Below are 14,505 nucleotides of genomic sequence, written 5' to 3'. Positions count from 1 at the left end.
ACAAATCCGGTATCAGTCGTTCACCATCTGTTAACCCTAGATTAATCTTTTATTAAATGTGTGCTGTCACTCTTTGCTCACCATAACGGTAGGTTTCGCCACACATATGCCGACCGCACCGACCGTGAGCTGGGACAGGATTGCGGGGCCCCCGTTAATGGTATTCCACCATTCAAGGCCTATGTCGGGGAGGCCAACATGCGTGTTCTGAGGATGATCGTTGCCGTCGTAGTATCCGCTTTGGCGATCTTTTGGGCACAGAGTGCGCTGGTCGCCAGCGCCGATCCGGGCATGACCCACGACGGAGTGGAGATGATCAGCAATTAGCGGATTGGTTTGTCCGTCCATTTGTTCGTGTGTCGCGGGGTCCCGGTGGCCGGCCATTGTGACGCCCACGTCCCAGGGGTAGCTCATGGCTTGTCGCAGGACTGGATCTGACGTACCAGCCTGCCTGGGACCTCGCGAACGATTCGCCTTTCGGCCATTCGCGCTGCCCGCTCGGCGGCGTGATCCTGCAATGCGTGGCCAAGGTCCACGAGCCGGGACCCCAGCATGCCCTCGTCGAGGGTGCTCACCGGCTCCCGGCGTCCGGCGTCCGCGTCGAGCAACCGGAGCACGTACCGGGCGATCTGGTTGTTGACGCTCGACAGCTCGGCCATGAGCACCAGCTCGTCATGCCAGTCCGGCGCAGTCACCACATCACCTCTCGGTCCGGGCCCAGAAGCGGGCATGCAGGCAACCCTCGCCGTATCGGCTTGCCGAGACATCGGTCAACTGACCTATATCTAACGACCGTCAGACGCCGAGGAGACGGTGGGCGGTCGCCTCGTCGTGCCGAAAATCCCGGGTGGGGGCGCGGTGGGCGATGGTGCCCTTGTCCAGGATCGCGATCTCCTCGCAGGTGGCGAAGGCCAGGTGCAGATCCTGCTCGACGAGCAGGATGGTGCTGCCGTCGGACTTCAGCGTGTTGAGAATGGTGGCTATCGAGTCCACTATGGACGGTGCAAGGCCCTCGGAGGGTTCGTCCAGAAGGACCAACGCGGGGTTGGTGAGCAGGGCGCGGGCGATGGCCAGCATCTGCTGCTCGCCGCCGGAGAGCCGACCGGCGGGATGGCGGAGGCGGGCACCGAGCGCGGGAAAGGTTTCCAGGACGCGGTCCACGGTCCAGTTCGGGCCGGGCCGGCGGCCGGCCAGCGTGAGGTGCTCGGAAACGGTGAGCGGTGGCCAGATTCGCCGGCCCTGCGGCACCAGCGCGACGCCCGCGCGGGCGATCCGGTCCGGGCGCCGGCCGGCGATGTCCGTGCCGTCCAGGTGAACCGACCCGGCGGACGGCGAAACCAGGCCCATCATGGTCATGATCAGCGTGGTCTTGCCGGCGCCGTTGCGGCCGAGCAGGCCGAGCGCGCCGCCTCGGGCCAGGTCGAAGGTGACGTCGCGGATCACCGTGCTGCCCGCGTATCCGGCGGTGAGACCGTCAACTCGTAGGAACATCGGCGCCTCCGCGGACCGGGGGCAGGAACAAGGGTTCCGCCCTTGTGGTGCCGAGATAGGCCCGGCGCACCTCGGCGCTGGCCCGGACCGCCTCGGGGGAACCGGTGAGCAGCACCCGGCCCAGACTGAGCACGGTCACCTCGGTGGCCAGCTCGAAGACCAGGTCCAGGTCGTGCTCGACGAACAGGACGGTGACCCGCTCAGGCAACCCGCGCACCAACTCGGCGAGCGCGGTCCGTTCGGCGGTGGACATTCCGGCGGCCGGCTCGTCCATCAGCAGCACCCGTGGCCGGCAAGCCAGGGCCAGGGCCACCTCGAGCTGCTTGCGTTCCCCGTGCGCCAGCCGGGCCGCGACGACGCCGCCCCGACCGGCCAGGCCGACCTCGGCCAGCAGCTGATCCACCCGGGCCCAGACCGCGCGTTCCCGCACGGGTACGACGCGGATCCCGCCGCGCTCGTGCCGGCGCACCGCCAGCGCGACGTTCTCGGCCGCGGTCATCGAGCCGAACAGGCTGGCGTGCTGGAGGGTCTGGCCGATGCCGAGCCGGGCCCGGCGCACCTCGGAGAGCCTGGTGATGTCCCGGCCGGCCAGCTCGACCGAACCCTCGGACACCCGGAGCAGACCGGTGACCAACCGGAGCAGTGTCGTCTTCCCCGCACCGTTCGGACCGATCAGCGCGTGCCGGGCACCGGGCCGAACCTCCAGATCGACCCCATCGACGACGCGCAACGCGCCGAACGTCCGACCCACCGACCGACAGGACACCGCCGCGCTCATATCCGGCTCGCCTCCTCCCGCACGGGTCGCCGCCCTGGCGGCCGCAGTCCGGCCGCGCCCCGGGGCAGCAGGTAGACCACCAGGATGAACACCAGGCCGAGCAGCAACGGGCCGTGGCCGCCCAGATCCGGGCCGACCACGTCGCGCACCACGATCACCAGCGCGGCGCCGAGGCACGGGCCCCACAGGCTGCCGGCGCCACCGATGATCACCGCGAGCAGCGCGAGAGCGGCGGTGGTGAAGCCGAGATCGGCCGGGGTGACCAGCCGCTGCTGCGCGGCCAGCAGCCCGCCGGCCAGCCCGGCCACCGCGCCGGCGATCACGAACGCGACGAACTTGTAGGGCCGGGTGGCATAGCCGAGCGCCCGCATCCGCGGCTCGTTGTCCCGGATGCCGCGCAGCGCCGCGCCGAACGGGGAGCGGGACACCAGCCACAGCACCAGAAAGCCGGCCAGGAACACGGCGAGCACGTACCAGTACAGGCCGGCGACATCCAGTGGGGATCCGGCGATCCTGGTCGACGGCACGCCGTAGAGCCCATTGGAGCCGCCGGTCACCGGCTCCCAGGTTTCCGCGGCCTGCGCGACGATCTCGCCGATGGCCAGGGTGAGCATCAGGAAGAACACCCCGTGCGTGCGCACCGCGACCCACCCGGTGGCGGCCGCGGTGGCGGCCCCGGCGGCCAACGCGACCAGCACCGGGACCGGGCCGGTGGCGGTGACGTTCTTGGTGAACCAGGCGGCGGCGTAGGCACCGACCCCGAAGTAGGCGGCGTGGCCGAGCGAGGGCAGCCCGGTCACGCCGACGAGCAGGTCGAGGCTCGCCGCCAGCAGGGCGAAGACCAGCATCCTTGTGAGCGTGGTGGTCGCGTACGGAGCGAGGAAAAGCGGTGCGGCGGCAAGGAAGACCACCGCCGCGCCGCCCAGGTACCGGCCGGTGTGCACCGGTGGTGCGATCATGACCGGGCTCCCGGACCGGCGAACAATCCTTGCGGGCGAACGATGAGCACGATCGCCAGCGCCCCGAACAGGATGAACGAGGCCGCGTCGGCCAGCAGCGCGCGGCCGAGCGACTCGATCTGGCCGATCAGCAGCGCGCCGATCAGCGCACCGCGCACCGAGCCGAGCCCGCCGATCACGACCACGACCAGCGCCAGGATCAGCACCGTGGCGTCCAGTCCCGGCCGGGCACCGTAGATCGGCGCACCGAGCACCCCGGCCACCGCCGCGGCCAGGGAACCCAGGCCCAGCACGGCGAACCGCACGCGGCGGTTGTCGACGCCGATGGCCGACACCATCTCCCGGTCGGCCACGGTCGCCCGGACCAGGGCACCCACCGTGGTGCGCTCGACCACCAGGTGCGTCACGACCGCGAGCCCGGCACCGGCGGCGATCAGCACCAGGCGGTACACCGGATACGGCTCGCCGAGCACCAGCACGGTCCGGTCCAGTCCGGGCGGCGGGTTCACCGCGCGGACGTCGCGGCCGAACAGCATCGCGAGCAGTTCGGCGACCACCAGTGCCACGCCGAGGGTGAGCAGCGCCTGGTCGAGATGACCGCGGCGGCGCAGCGGCTCGACCATCCCGGCCAGTGCCCCGCCGCAGACCAGCCCGGCCACCGCGGCCAGGGCGATCGCGGCCAGGAATCCACCCCAGCCCGGATCGCTGCCGCCGACCGCCCAGGCCAGGTAGCCGCCGGCCAGGAACAGCGCCCCGTGCCCGAGGTTGAGCACGTCCATCATCCCGAAGATCAGCGACAGGCCGATGGCGAGGATGAACAGCAGGAACCCGATCGCGACGCCGTTGAGGATGCTGACCAGGTTGGCATCCAGCCAGGACAACACTTACACGTCCTGGGTGAGTTCGCCGAGGTCGGCCACCACCGTGTTGACGTAACCGCCGTCGCGGCCGTCCACCTTGCGCAGGTAGAACTTCTGCTTGGGCGTCTGCCCGGAGAAGCTCCAGGTGCCGCGCGGGCTGTCCTCGACCGGGCCCACCCCGCCGAGCGCCTTGGACACGCTGTCGCCGTCCAGCCCGCCGGCCGACCCGAGCGCCTTGTTGAGCACCGCGGCGGCGTCCCAGGTCTGTACCGAGTAGACGGTCGGCGCCTCGTTGTACTTGCCGCGGTAGGCCTCGACGAACTCCTTGTTCGCCGGGTTGTCCAGTTCGCTGGTGTAGTGCAGCGAGGTCTGCACGCCGAGCGCGGTGTCGCCCTGGGCGGTGAGCACCCCGCCCTCGGTGAGGAAACCCGAGCCGTACAAGGGGATCGTGCCGGCCAGACCGAACTGGGCGTACTGCTTGACGAACGCGACCGCCTCGGCGCCGGCGAAGAAGCAGAACGTCGCCTTGGCGCCGGACGACCGGATGGCCGACAGGAATGGTTGGTAGTCCTGGGTTTTGCCGAACGCGGGTTTGGCGGTGTCGGCGATCGTGCCGCCGCCGGCCTGGAACGCCTTGGTGAAGCCGGCAAGCGCCTCGGCGCCGGCCGCGTAGTCCGGGGCGATCGTGTACACCGCATCCTTGAAACCCTGGTCCGCCAGGTACTTGCCCATCGCGGCGGAGACCTGCGAATTGGTGAACGAGGTGCGCCACACGTACGGCGAGGACGCCTTGCCGGTCAGGTCGACCGCACCGGCGTTGCTGATCACCAGCACCTTCTTCGCCTCGGTCACCATGTCCCGCACGCCCAACGCGGTGGCCGAGCTCACGATGCCCACCAGCAGATCGCACTGGTCGTTCTGCAACAGCTTCTGCACCGCCGGCACCCCGGTCTGCGGGGTCTCGCCCTCGTCACCGACCACGGTGGACACCGTGTAGTCGGCGAACTTTCCGCCGTTGCGCTCCAACCAGAGATCCCAGGCCCGCTTCATGTCGGTGCCCAGCGGGGCGTACACCCCGGCCTGCGGGATCACCAGTCCCACCTTGACCGAACCCCCGCCACCCGAACCACCGCCCGAACCGCCGCCGACGCTGCTGCCGCACCCCGGCAGCGCCAGTGCGGCGCCGGCCGCACCCACCAGACCCAGCGCATCCCTTCGGGACAACCGTCGCTCGTTCATCGCACCAGCCTTCATTGGCAGTCGACACTTTCGCTGACTTGCGCAAGTAGTCTGTTGAATGACGGCGCCGGTGTCAACGAACGGTGACCGAACGGCAACGCACCGGCCGGCCCGCCCGCGACATCAGGACGAAGGCTGGTGTGTGTCCAGGAACCGCAGCGCCTCGGTGTACTTGGCGCGCAGGCGGTTCTGGGTGGACTGGTCGAGCCGGGCCAGCCGGTGCGGGGACATGTTGTCGGCGATGTCGGCGCGCTTCACCACGATCGCGATCTCGTCGGCGGCGACTCGGGCCAGGTAGTCCGGTCGCGGCTCGCCGTCGTTCTTGCTCAGCGCCACCACCGCGTCCACCACGCGCGGCGGGCAGCCGGCGGCCAGCAGATCGGCCGCGGTCACCGTCGTGTCCTCGATGACGTCGTGCAGCACGGCGGCCATCCGGGCGTACTCGCCCTCGACCCGGTCCATCACGCGCAGCGGATGGCCGATGTAGGGCCGGCCGGACTTGTCGACCTGGCCCTCGTGTGCCTGCCGTGCGATCCGCACGGCGTCCTCGATCGTGAACGCCATGGCGACATTGTGCCGCAACGGCGCTGCCACGTGCGACCGTCCACAACGGACGCTACAGCGCGGGCGGTCCCTGGTGCACCCGGCGCAGGATCGGTTCGAGTTGGTACAGGTCGGCGCTGGACATGAGTTGGCGCTCGTCCCACCAGGTGGCGCCGGCTTCGGCGAGCGGGGCGATCACGTCGCGGGCGGCGATCGGGTCGCCCGGGGTGGCGCCGCCGAGGACGATCTCGAACGGTCCGCTGGGGTCCGCGCGGTGCGTGTTCAGGTAGGCGATCAGATCGCGGACCTGGTCGAGCGGCGGAACATGGCCGTGCGAGGCGTCGGCGAACAGCGGGACCACGCCGTCCCAGCGTGCGGCCCGGCGGATCGGCCTGCGGTGCGGCCAGAACCCGCCGATCCACACCGGTGGCCGGGGCCGCTGCGCGGCGGCGGGCAGCAGGGTGACGTCGCGCACCCGGTAGTGCCGGCCGTCGTGGTTCACCGGCTCGCCGGACCAGTAGCGGCACAGTAGGCCCAGGCCTTCGTCGAGCCGCTCGGCGAGCACGGTCGGATCGGTCTCGTCGCCGAAGCTGCCGTACTCGTCCCTGATCGGCCCGCCGAGCCCCGCGGCGAAGATCACCCGGCCGCCGGACAGCGAGTCCAGGGTGGCCACCTGCCGGGCGAGCTGTTCCGGCCGGCGGCGGGCAACCGGGGTGAGCAGGGTGCCCAGCCTGATCCGCTCGGTCGCCAGTGCCGCTGCGGTGAGCAGCATCCACGGGTCGCCGAAGGGCTGGCCGCGGCGCTGTTCCTTGTCGTGCACCACGTGATCCCAGACGAACAGCGCGTCCCAGCCGGCCTGCTCGACGGCCACGGCGACGGTGGCCACGTTCCGCGCATCGGCGAAGTCGCCGAAGTTCGGAACGTTGACGGAGCAGCGCATGGTCATTCCTCCACGTCCCTCTCCTCGCCCCGGCGGCGCAGGTAGTTGAAGCCGGGAATGCCCAGGATCGCCTGGCGGACGTCGTTGGCCACCGCAAGAAGCTCGTGGATGTCGGGGCCGACCCGGTTGAGCGTGCCCAGGATCGGGAGCACGTCGTCGTTGAGGTGCTTGGCCAGCCGGGGCAGCTCGTCGACCAGCTTGATCGCCGCCTGCACCTCGTGGGCACTGAACTCCTCGGCGAACTGGATCAGCGGGCGGGCCGCGCTCACCTGCTGCTTGGCGGCGCTGGTCACCTGCTGGACCTGGTCGATGGCGCCCTCGGCGGTGGTGATCGTGTGCTCGGTGCGGCGCACCAGCTCCTCGGCCCTGGCGACGACCGACTCGGCCGCGCTCAACAGGTTCAGCACCCGGCCAGGCACGGCGGCCGCCGTGGCCGCGGTGCGCACGGCCCAGCGGATCACGTCCGGTGGCAACAGTGTCGGCATGAGTCCATCTCACACGAGATCGACCGGAACGGCGAGGAAACCGCGGCTACCGGGCCAGCAGCGCGGACATGACGCGCTTGAGGTCTTCGTCGGGTGCGGTCGGTTCCTCGCCGCGCCACGCGATCACGTTGTCCGGGCGGACCAGGACGGCGCCGGTGGCGGGCAGGCCGACGGCGGCGGCGAAGGCGCCGGCCGGGTCGGCGATCCGCCCGGTGGCGGTGATCCGGTGGGCCGTGAGCGGAAGGTCCAGGCTGCGGGCCACGTTGTCGGACGCGGTGCACCAGGCCGCGGCGTCCGGGGCGGCGAGCAGGGTGAAGCCGGGGCCGGCCAGGTCGAGGGTGGACGCGGGGGAGCCGTCCAGCTCGATCGGCAGGTGCGGCAGGCGCGTGCCGACCCGGCCGGTGGGCGCGCGCGGGTCGTCGAGCTCCGGCGCCTCGCCGGCGGGCGCGGCGATCGCCGAAGACCGGTACAGCGCACCGAGTTCGATCGACGGGTCGTCCACCGGCGCGGCCAGGCCGTCCGCGGACAGCGACGGGTCGACCCGGAGCACGTAGCGGGTGTACGCCTGCTCGGTGGTCAGCCGGCCGATCGGCGCGCGCTCGGCCTGGTAGCTGTCCAGCAGCCCGGGCCCGGCGCTGCCATCCAGCACCATCGCCAGCTTCCAGGCCAGGTTGTGCGCGTCGGCCACCCCGGCGTTGCCGCCGAATCCACCGGTGGGCGGCATGACGTGGGCGGCGTCCCCGGCCAGGAACACGGTGCCGTCCCGGTACCGCTCCGCGTAGGCGGCGGTGGCCTCCCAGCGCTGCACGTTGTCGATCTCCACCGGCAGGTCGGCAACGCCGAGCGCGGTGCGGACCAGCTCCGCGCACCGCCGCGCGGTCATGTCCCGGCCGACCTGCCGGTCCTGCGTGCCGTCCGGGCGGGTGGTGGAGAACACCGCGAGGAAGCCGGAGTCCGACGTGATGGCGAACCGGAAGAAGCCGAGCAGCTCGGGATGGTTGACGTAGACCACGCTGAGGTTGCGCTCGCCGATCAGGTCCTTGACGTCGGCCCGGAAGTAGATCGTGACGCAGTCGGCGAAACCGCCCCAGCCGAGCAGACCGATGCCCAGCTTGTCGCGCACCCGGCTGTGCGCGCCGTCGGCCGCGATCACGTATTGCGCCGTCACCGTCCGGTCCGGGCCGCCGGAGCGGGGCCGCAGCACCGCGGTGACGCCGTCGGCGTGCTGCTCGAAGTCCACCAGCTCGGTGCCGAACCGATGCTCGGCGCCCAGCTGCGCGGCGCGCTCCCGCAGCACCGGTTCCAGCCCGACCTGCGTGATGAACACCCGCGACGCCGGGCTGAGGTGCTCGACGCCTGCGTTGACCGAGCGGAAGAAGTACTGCAGCTCCCGCCCGGCCAGGCTCTCCACCGCCATGATCGCGCCGTTCTGCACGAACTCCCGCTCCGCGGCCGCCTCCACCGCGTCCTGCAACCCGACCTGACGGAAGATCTCCATCGTGCGCTGGTGGAACATCGCGGCCCGCGGGTGGATGGCCGTGCCGGGGTGCCGTTCCACCAGGATGTGCTCGACGCCCCGGTCGGCCAGCAGCAGCGAGGCCGACAGCCCGACGAGGCTGCCACCGACGATCAGGACCGGAACGCGCTCCGCCGCCATCGGCACCCCTTCGTCCGACCGACCAGCCGGCCGGCTCGCGAGTGCCGGCCGTCCCGTCCATCGTGGCCTCTTCGCGCCGAATGCGACAGACCCCTAGGGAATCACCGCGTCCGGCTCCAGGGTCGGGGCGTCGGCCGGGACGGTCTCCGGGTACAAGAGCCCGGCGCCGGTGTTGAGGACGACCACCTCGTCGCCGGCCGCGAGCCAGCCCGACTCGCGCAACCGGCGGGCGGCGGCCAGGGTGGCGGCGCCCTCGGGGCAGAGGAAAGCGCCTTCCAGCCGGGCGCACCGGATCTGCTCGGCCAGGGTGTCGGCGTCGTCGACGGCGATGGCGGTGCCGCCGGTGGCGTAGAGGGCGTCGAGGATCAGCGCGTCGCCGAGCGGTTTCGGCACGGTCAGTCCGAATGCGACGGTGTGCGGATCGGGCCAGGGATCGGCGTGGGTGGCTCCCTTGTCAAAGGCGGCAACGATCGGGGCGCATCCGGTGGCCTGGACGGCGACCAGGCGGGGCACGCGCGGGCCGATCCAGCCGAGCTCCCGCAACTCGCCGAGGGCCTTGTGGATGCCGATCAGGCCGACACCGCCGCCGGTGGGGTAGAGGATCACGTCGGGTACCCGCCAGCCGAGCTGCTCGACCAGCTCAAGGCCCATGGTCTTCTTGCCCTCCACCCGGTAGGGCTCCTTGAGCGTGGACACGTCCTGAAAACCGGGCCGCTGCGCCAAAGCGTCGGCGATGAGCTGCCCGCACTGTCCGATGTGGCCGTTCACCAGATACAGCTCGGCACCGGCGGCCAGGCACTCCCGCCGGGTGATCACCGGCGCGTCCAGCGGCATGGTGACCAGGCTGGCCATCCCGCCGCGGGCGGCGTAGGCGGCCCAGGCCGCCCCGGCGTTTCCGTTGGTGGGCATGGCGATCCCGGTGACACCAAGCTCGTGCGCGCGGGAGGCGCCGACCGCCGCGCCGCGCGCCTTGAACGAGCCGGTCGGGATCAGGCCCTCGTCCTTCATGAGCAGTCGCTCGATCCCGTACTCCCGGCCCAGCCGGGGGAGTGAGACCAGCGGCGTCATGCCCTCGCCGAGGGTCAGCACGTGCGCGGGATCGCGCACCGGGAGCAGTTCGTGGTAGCGCCACAGGGTTGGCGGGCGGTTCGCGATCACCTCCGGGGTGACCGCGGCCGCCACGGCATTGAGGTCGTAGCCGGCCAGCAGCGGCGATCCGCAGCCGCACAGGTTGGTGACCCGGTCCGGGTCGTACTCCGCCCCGCACGCCGGGCAACGCAGGATCCGCAACGCCGAGTACGGCATGGTCATCAGGCGGCGTTGATCGCGGCGACGACCTGGGCGCGGAACCGGGACTCGGGCACCGCGGGGATGAGGTGCCGGCCTTCCGGGGTGAACGAGCGCGGGCTGAGCAGGTAGAGCGCGGCGGCGTCGTCCCAGAGGCGGGTTTCCAACCACTGCGACGGATCCACCAGCAGGGCGGTGCGGAGCAGGCCGGGCATCCCGGTGCGGTGCAGCGCGGCGACCATCGCCTCGGTCGGGGCGTAGCTGGGGGTCGGGCCGGGGGCCGGGAGGTCGACGAAGGTGACCCGGGCCGGGGCCGCGCGGCAGGCCGCGACGTCGTACTCGCAGTTGAAGTTGTCCGGGTTGTTCTCGGCGAACGAGCGGCCGGAGGCGACCACCCTGGACTCCCGGCCGAGGGCGGAACCGTAGCGCTGGAAGGAGGTCCACGGGCCGAGGACCAGAACCTGGATCCGGTTGCAGCCGTGGACGGCGGCGCCGAGGGCGTGGCTGAGCCGGGCCGGGTCGGCGGCGGTCGGCACGGCGGAGTGCAGGAAGTTGTTCAGCCGCTCGGCGCCGGCGCGCACGGCGGGCAGCCAGTCGTAGGCGGGCGGGGCGGGCGAGGCCAGACCGGGGATCACCGGCGGGGTGGCGCCCCGGCTGGCCAGGAACATCGAGACCGCGGTCGTGCCGGCCGCGACGCCGGAGATTCCCTCGGTGACGACGACCGCGCGGAGTTCACGGGCGGGCGTCAGCATGGCCAGGGCGCGGTAGTCGTCCAGGCCGGCGTCGGTGTCCACCACCAGGCAGGCGGAGGTGCTGGCAGCCGGTTGGTCGGCGGTGAACATGGGCAGCCCGACCGCGGTCCAGCCGAGGGCGAGCGCCAGGGTGGTGAGGGAGAACCGGGTCAACCGTTGCGTGCGGCCACCTGTCATGCGCTCACCGTACTGGGCATTTCAGATGATGATATCATTCGGATGTTCTTGGTTTCCGAGTGGAGGAGGGGCGGCGATGGTCCGGTTGACCCGGGCACAGCAGCAGGAACGCACCCGCGCCGCCGTGCTGGCCGCGGCCCGGACCGAGTTCGCCAAGCGGGGATACGCCGAGGCCAAGGTCGACGGGATCGCCGAGCGGGCCGAGCTGACCAGGGGCGCGGTGTACTCCAACTTCCCCAGCAAGCGCGCCCTGTACCTGGCCGTGCTGCTCGACGCGGTCGACCGCCCGGCCGGGCAGCCGGCGCCCGAGCCGGTGACCCGCCTTGCCGACGCGGTGGGCGGGTTCGCGCGGGTCTGGCTGGACCGGCTGCCGATGCCCGGTGACACCCCGGGCGCCGGCAACCTGGCGCTGCGCTCGCTGACCGGCGTGTTCGACGACGAACCGGGCCGCACGGCGCTGGCCCACCTCGCCCGGCTGGAGGCGGTGCTGCTCGGGCTCGCGCTGGAGTCGTGCGGGCCGCGCCGCCGGCGGGTCCGGTTGGCCGAGTTGGTGCTCACGCTGCTGTACGGGGCCGGCCGGCTGGCCGAGGCCGCGCCCGGGTTCGGCGACCCGTTCGACGTGGTCCGCGCCTGCCAGCACCTGGCCGGACTCGATCTCGCCGACGCCTGGGAACCGCCGCACCTGCCGTTCGTCGACCCGGCGCGATCCGTCGACGAACCCTGGGCGCCGCTTGAGGATCCGCCGGATCTGCGCACCGGTCGTCCGGTCGGGCTGGAGGCTGACGGCGTGGTCACGGTGCTCGGCACCGGCCGGCTGGGTGCGGCCGAGGAGACCGTGCGCGCCGCCCGGGCGGGCGACGCGGTGACCGTGGTCGTGGTGACCGGCGATCCCGCCGAGCTCGGCCGGCTGGTGCGGCTGCGGGTCGCCGACCTGTGCTGCTGCCTCGGCCGGGTGTTCGGTCCGGACGCCCGGCCGGGCCCACGCCTGGTGCTCGACGACCGCGGCGCCGTCGCGCACGCCGCCGGGGTCGCGACGACCGACGACACCGAGGCCGCGGTGCGGGTCCGGGCCGGGCGGATCGTGGCCCGGGCCGACGGGCGCGGCGCCGGGCACGCGGCGGCCGGAGCCGGGCGATGAGCCGCGCGACCGGGACCGACCTGCTGGTGCTGCACACCCTGCGCTGCATCGGGTTCGCCGGACTTGAGCGGGTGGCCGAGGCGGCCGGCCTGACCGAGCCGGACGCGGAGTCAGAGCTGATCGACCTCGCGGTGGCCGGCCTGGTCACCAAGGCGCCGGGCGGCTTCGGCGGGTGGGGGCTGACCGACGCGGGCCGCGCCGCCGACGCCGAGCGGATCTCCGCCGAGTTGGACGCTGCCGGCGGCCGGACCGCGGTTTCCGTTGCGTTCGAAGAGTTTCTCGTGCTCAATCCGGAGCTGCTCGACCTGTGCACGGCCTGGCAGCTGCGCTCGACCGAGGGCTTCGTGACCCCGAACGACCACTTCGACACCGCCTACGACGCCCGGGTGCTGGACCGGCTGGTCGACCTCGACCGGCGCGCCGGCACGGTCTGCGCGGAGCTTTCCGCCGTGCTGTCCCGGTTCCAGCGGTACCGCGACCGGCTCACCGCCGCGCTCACCCGGGCCCGGTCCGGCGAGCTGGACTACGTGGCCGACAACCTGACCTCGTACCACACGGTCTGGTTCCAGCTGCACGAGGATCTCCTTGCCACGCTGGGAATCCCGCGGTGAGGTGGATCCACCCGCTGTCCGCCGGCACCGATGTGCGCGCGGAAGTCCTTGGTGCCAAGGGTTTCGGCCTGATCGAGCTGCACCGGCTCGGTCTGCCGGTGCCGCCCGGGTTTGTCATCGGCACCGATGCCTGCCGCGCGTTCCTGCGGGACGGGCGGCCGCCCGACGACCTGGCCGGCGAGTTGGCAACGGCGCTCGGCGCGCTGGAAACCGCCACCGGCCGGCGGCTCGGCGCGCCGGTGCGGCCACTGGTGGTGTCGGTGCGCTCCGGTGCGGGCGTGTCGATGCCCGGCATGATGAACACGATCCTCAACCTCGGGCTGACCGATGCGGCGACCGCGGGGCTCGCGGCCGAGACCGGTGACCCGGCGTTCGCGGACGACTCGCGCCGGCGGTTCCGTGCCGGCTTCGCCGCCGCGGCCGGCTGTCCCGCTCCGGACGATCCGCTGCGTCAGCTGGATCTGGCCGTGCGCGCCGTGTTCGCCTCCTGGAACACGCCGCGCGCGGTCACCTACCGTTCGCTGCACGGCATTCCGGACGAGCCGGGCACCGCGGTCACGGTACAGGCCATGGTGTTCGGCAACCGCGACTCCCGGAGCGGAACCGGCGTCGCGTTCAGCCGCGATCCCAACACCGGCGAACCGCTCCCGTTCGGCGAGGTGCTGTTCGGCTGCCAGGGCGAGGACGTGGTGCTCGGCACCGCGACCACCGATCCACTTTCCGAGCTGGCCGCTCGGGAACCCGTGGTATGGCAGGAACTCCTCGCCGCCCTTGGCCGGCTCGAGCAGCATTACCTGGACGCCTGCTCGGTGGAGTTCACCGTCGAGACGGGCCGGTTGTGGCTGCTCCAGGTGCGCCCCGGCGGCCTGTCCGCACGCGCCGCCATCCGGGTCGCCGTGGACCTTGCCGACGCCGGCACGATCTCCCGACCCGAGGCGGTGCGCCGAATCTCCCCGCGCCAGTTGGAATCCGCCCGCACCCCCCGCATGCAGATCACCGGCCCCCGAACCACCCTCACCCGCGCTCTCGGCGCCTGCCCGGGCGTTGCCACCGGCCGCGTGGCCACCACCCCGGAGGCAGCTGTGCACCTGGCCGCCACCGCCCCGGTCATCCTGGTCCGCCCGCACACCTCCCCGCTGGACCTCCCCGGCCTCGCCGCCGCCGCCGGCGTGGTCACCGCGACCGGCGGCCCCACCAGCCACGCCGCCGTCGTCGCCCGCGCGCTCGCCAAACCCGCCGTCGTCTCGGCCACCGACCTCACCATCACCCCCGCCGCCGTCCACACCCCCACCCACACCCTCCCCGAAGGCACCCTCATCACCATCGACGGCACCACCGGCGAAGTCGCCCTCGGCCAACCCGCCATCGCCCCCGCCGCCCCCGACCCCCACCTGCGCCGCCTGCTCGACTGCGCGGCCGAGCAGGCGTAGCGGCCAGCCCCCTACCTGTTGGGTAGCACCAGAATCGCGTCGCCGACGGGGCGTTCCCCGGTGGCGTCGGACGGTCGGTTGACCACCTGCCCGCGGGCCACCATGGTGGTCGAGCCGCCGCCGTCCAGGTTGACCGCCTCCCGCAGACCCAGCGCCGC

The 14,505-nt window shown here is 72.2% G+C and carries 16 protein-coding genes; 3 read left to right on the top strand and 13 right to left on the bottom strand.

What is annotated here, in order from left to right; all coding sequences use genetic code 11:
• Positions 1-410: 410 nt before the first annotated feature.
• The 12 genes from VFV67_RS01165 to VFV67_RS01110 all read right to left on the bottom strand — a co-directional run bounded on the left by VFV67_RS01165 (position 411) and on the right by VFV67_RS01110 (position 11,168).
• Entirely contained in the window at positions 411-695 is a 285-nt protein-coding gene (locus VFV67_RS01165) for a hypothetical protein (protein ID WP_326466506.1), read from the bottom strand.
• Positions 696-795: 100 nt separating this feature from the next.
• Positions 796-1,491 (bottom strand): ABC transporter ATP-binding protein, encoded by a 696-nt coding sequence (locus VFV67_RS01160; RefSeq protein WP_326466504.1) that lies wholly within the window; start codon positions 1,489-1,491, stop codon positions 796-798.
• Positions 1,475-2,242: an ABC transporter ATP-binding protein gene (locus VFV67_RS01155; protein ID WP_326466502.1), complete on the bottom strand. Its 768-nt coding sequence runs from the start codon at positions 2,240-2,242 to the stop codon at positions 1,475-1,477. The genes VFV67_RS01160 and VFV67_RS01155 overlap by 17 nt, the downstream gene beginning before the upstream one ends.
• A 23-nt stretch (positions 2,243-2,265) precedes the next feature.
• Positions 2,266-3,228, bottom strand: coding sequence for a branched-chain amino acid ABC transporter permease (locus VFV67_RS01150; RefSeq protein WP_326466500.1), 963 nt, complete (start codon positions 3,226-3,228; stop codon positions 2,266-2,268).
• Positions 3,225-4,112 (bottom strand): branched-chain amino acid ABC transporter permease, encoded by an 888-nt coding sequence (locus VFV67_RS01145; RefSeq protein WP_326466499.1) that lies wholly within the window; start codon positions 4,110-4,112, stop codon positions 3,225-3,227. Before VFV67_RS01145 ends, VFV67_RS01150 begins: the two co-directional genes overlap by 4 nt.
• A complete protein-coding gene (locus tag VFV67_RS01140; RefSeq protein ID WP_326466498.1) occupies positions 4,113-5,327 on the bottom strand; it encodes an ABC transporter substrate-binding protein in 1,215 nt (404 codons plus the stop codon).
• A gap of 123 nt (positions 5,328-5,450) precedes the next feature.
• Entirely contained in the window at positions 5,451-5,891 is a 441-nt protein-coding gene (locus tag VFV67_RS01135) for an HD domain-containing protein (RefSeq protein ID WP_326466497.1), read from the bottom strand.
• A gap of 52 nt (positions 5,892-5,943) precedes the next feature.
• Positions 5,944-6,810, bottom strand: a complete 867-nt coding sequence (locus tag VFV67_RS01130; protein ID WP_326466496.1) for an LLM class flavin-dependent oxidoreductase — start codon at positions 6,808-6,810, stop codon at positions 5,944-5,946.
• 2 nt (positions 6,811-6,812) lie between these two features.
• A complete protein-coding gene (locus VFV67_RS01125) occupies positions 6,813-7,295 on the bottom strand; it encodes a hypothetical protein (RefSeq protein WP_326466495.1) in 483 nt (160 codons plus the stop codon).
• A gap of 46 nt (positions 7,296-7,341) precedes the next feature.
• A complete protein-coding gene (locus VFV67_RS01120; protein ID WP_326466494.1) occupies positions 7,342-8,952 on the bottom strand; it encodes an FAD-dependent monooxygenase in 1,611 nt (536 codons plus the stop codon).
• Positions 8,953-9,045: 93 nt separating this feature from the next.
• Complete coding sequence (locus VFV67_RS01115; protein WP_414636150.1) at positions 9,046-10,257, bottom strand: threonine synthase; 1,212 nt, start codon at positions 10,255-10,257, stop codon at positions 9,046-9,048.
• Positions 10,258-10,262: 5 nt separating this feature from the next.
• The gene (locus tag VFV67_RS01110) at positions 10,263-11,168 is read right to left on the bottom strand and encodes a hypothetical protein (protein WP_326466490.1); all 906 of its coding nucleotides are present in this window, start codon (positions 11,166-11,168) and stop codon (positions 10,263-10,265) included.
• A gap of 76 nt (positions 11,169-11,244) precedes the next feature.
• Between VFV67_RS01110 and VFV67_RS01105 the strand changes: the two genes are divergently transcribed.
• From VFV67_RS01105 to VFV67_RS01095, 3 genes are read left to right on the top strand one after another with little or no spacing between them, the layout of a single operon-like run.
• Complete coding sequence (locus VFV67_RS01105; protein WP_326466488.1) at positions 11,245-12,306, top strand: TetR/AcrR family transcriptional regulator; 1,062 nt, start codon at positions 11,245-11,247, stop codon at positions 12,304-12,306.
• Positions 12,303-12,917: a transcriptional regulator gene (locus VFV67_RS01100; protein WP_326466486.1), complete on the top strand. Its 615-nt coding sequence runs from the start codon at positions 12,303-12,305 to the stop codon at positions 12,915-12,917. Before VFV67_RS01105 ends, VFV67_RS01100 begins: the two co-directional genes overlap by 4 nt.
• Positions 12,914-14,347, top strand: coding sequence for a pyruvate, phosphate dikinase (locus tag VFV67_RS01095; protein WP_326466484.1), 1,434 nt, complete (start codon positions 12,914-12,916; stop codon positions 14,345-14,347). Before VFV67_RS01100 ends, VFV67_RS01095 begins: the two co-directional genes overlap by 4 nt.
• 11 nt (positions 14,348-14,358) lie before the next feature.
• Here the strand turns inward: VFV67_RS01095 and VFV67_RS01090 are convergent, their stop codons facing one another.
• Positions 14,359-14,493 carry a phosphodiester glycosidase family protein gene (locus tag VFV67_RS01090; RefSeq protein WP_326466537.1) on the bottom strand — a complete coding sequence of 45 codons (135 nt, stop codon included), beginning with the start codon at positions 14,491-14,493 and terminating at the stop codon, positions 14,359-14,361.
• Between the last annotated feature and the right edge of the window lie 12 nt (positions 14,494-14,505).

The sequence above is a fragment of the Actinophytocola sp. genome, assembly GCF_035762905.1.
Taxonomy (GTDB): domain Bacteria; phylum Actinomycetota; class Actinomycetes; order Mycobacteriales; family Pseudonocardiaceae; genus DASYTH01.
Note: the sequence above shows the minus strand (reverse complement) of the source record. Positions and strands in the feature narration are given on the sequence as shown.

What these genes read in the sequence shown, in the direction of transcription:
- VFV67_RS01100 (WP_326466486.1), top strand. Translation starts at nt 12,303, where the DNA reads ATGAGCCGCGCGACCGGGACCGACCTGCTGGTGCTGCACACCCTGCGC.
- VFV67_RS01110 (WP_326466490.1), bottom strand. Translation starts at nt 11,168, where the DNA reads ATGACAGGTGGCCGCACGCAACGGTTGACCCGGTTCTCCCTCACCACC.
- VFV67_RS01150 (WP_326466500.1), bottom strand. Translation starts at nt 3,228, where the DNA reads ATGATCGCACCACCGGTGCACACCGGCCGGTACCTGGGCGGCGCGGCG.
- VFV67_RS01105 (WP_326466488.1), top strand. Translation starts at nt 11,245, where the DNA reads ATGGTCCGGTTGACCCGGGCACAGCAGCAGGAACGCACCCGCGCCGCC.
- VFV67_RS01130 (WP_326466496.1), bottom strand. Translation starts at nt 6,810, where the DNA reads ATGCGCTGCTCCGTCAACGTTCCGAACTTCGGCGACTTCGCCGATGCG.
- VFV67_RS01125 (WP_326466495.1), bottom strand. Translation starts at nt 7,295, where the DNA reads ATGCCGACACTGTTGCCACCGGACGTGATCCGCTGGGCCGTGCGCACC.
- VFV67_RS01135 (WP_326466497.1), bottom strand. Translation starts at nt 5,891, where the DNA reads ATGGCGTTCACGATCGAGGACGCCGTGCGGATCGCACGGCAGGCACAC.
- VFV67_RS01140 (WP_326466498.1), bottom strand. Translation starts at nt 5,327, where the DNA reads ATGAACGAGCGACGGTTGTCCCGAAGGGATGCGCTGGGTCTGGTGGGT.
- VFV67_RS01115 (WP_414636150.1), bottom strand. Translation starts at nt 10,257, where the DNA reads ATGCCGTACTCGGCGTTGCGGATCCTGCGTTGCCCGGCGTGCGGGGCG.
- VFV67_RS01120 (WP_326466494.1), bottom strand. Translation starts at nt 8,952, where the DNA reads ATGGCGGCGGAGCGCGTTCCGGTCCTGATCGTCGGTGGCAGCCTCGTC.
- VFV67_RS01160 (WP_326466504.1), bottom strand. Translation starts at nt 1,491, where the DNA reads ATGTTCCTACGAGTTGACGGTCTCACCGCCGGATACGCGGGCAGCACG.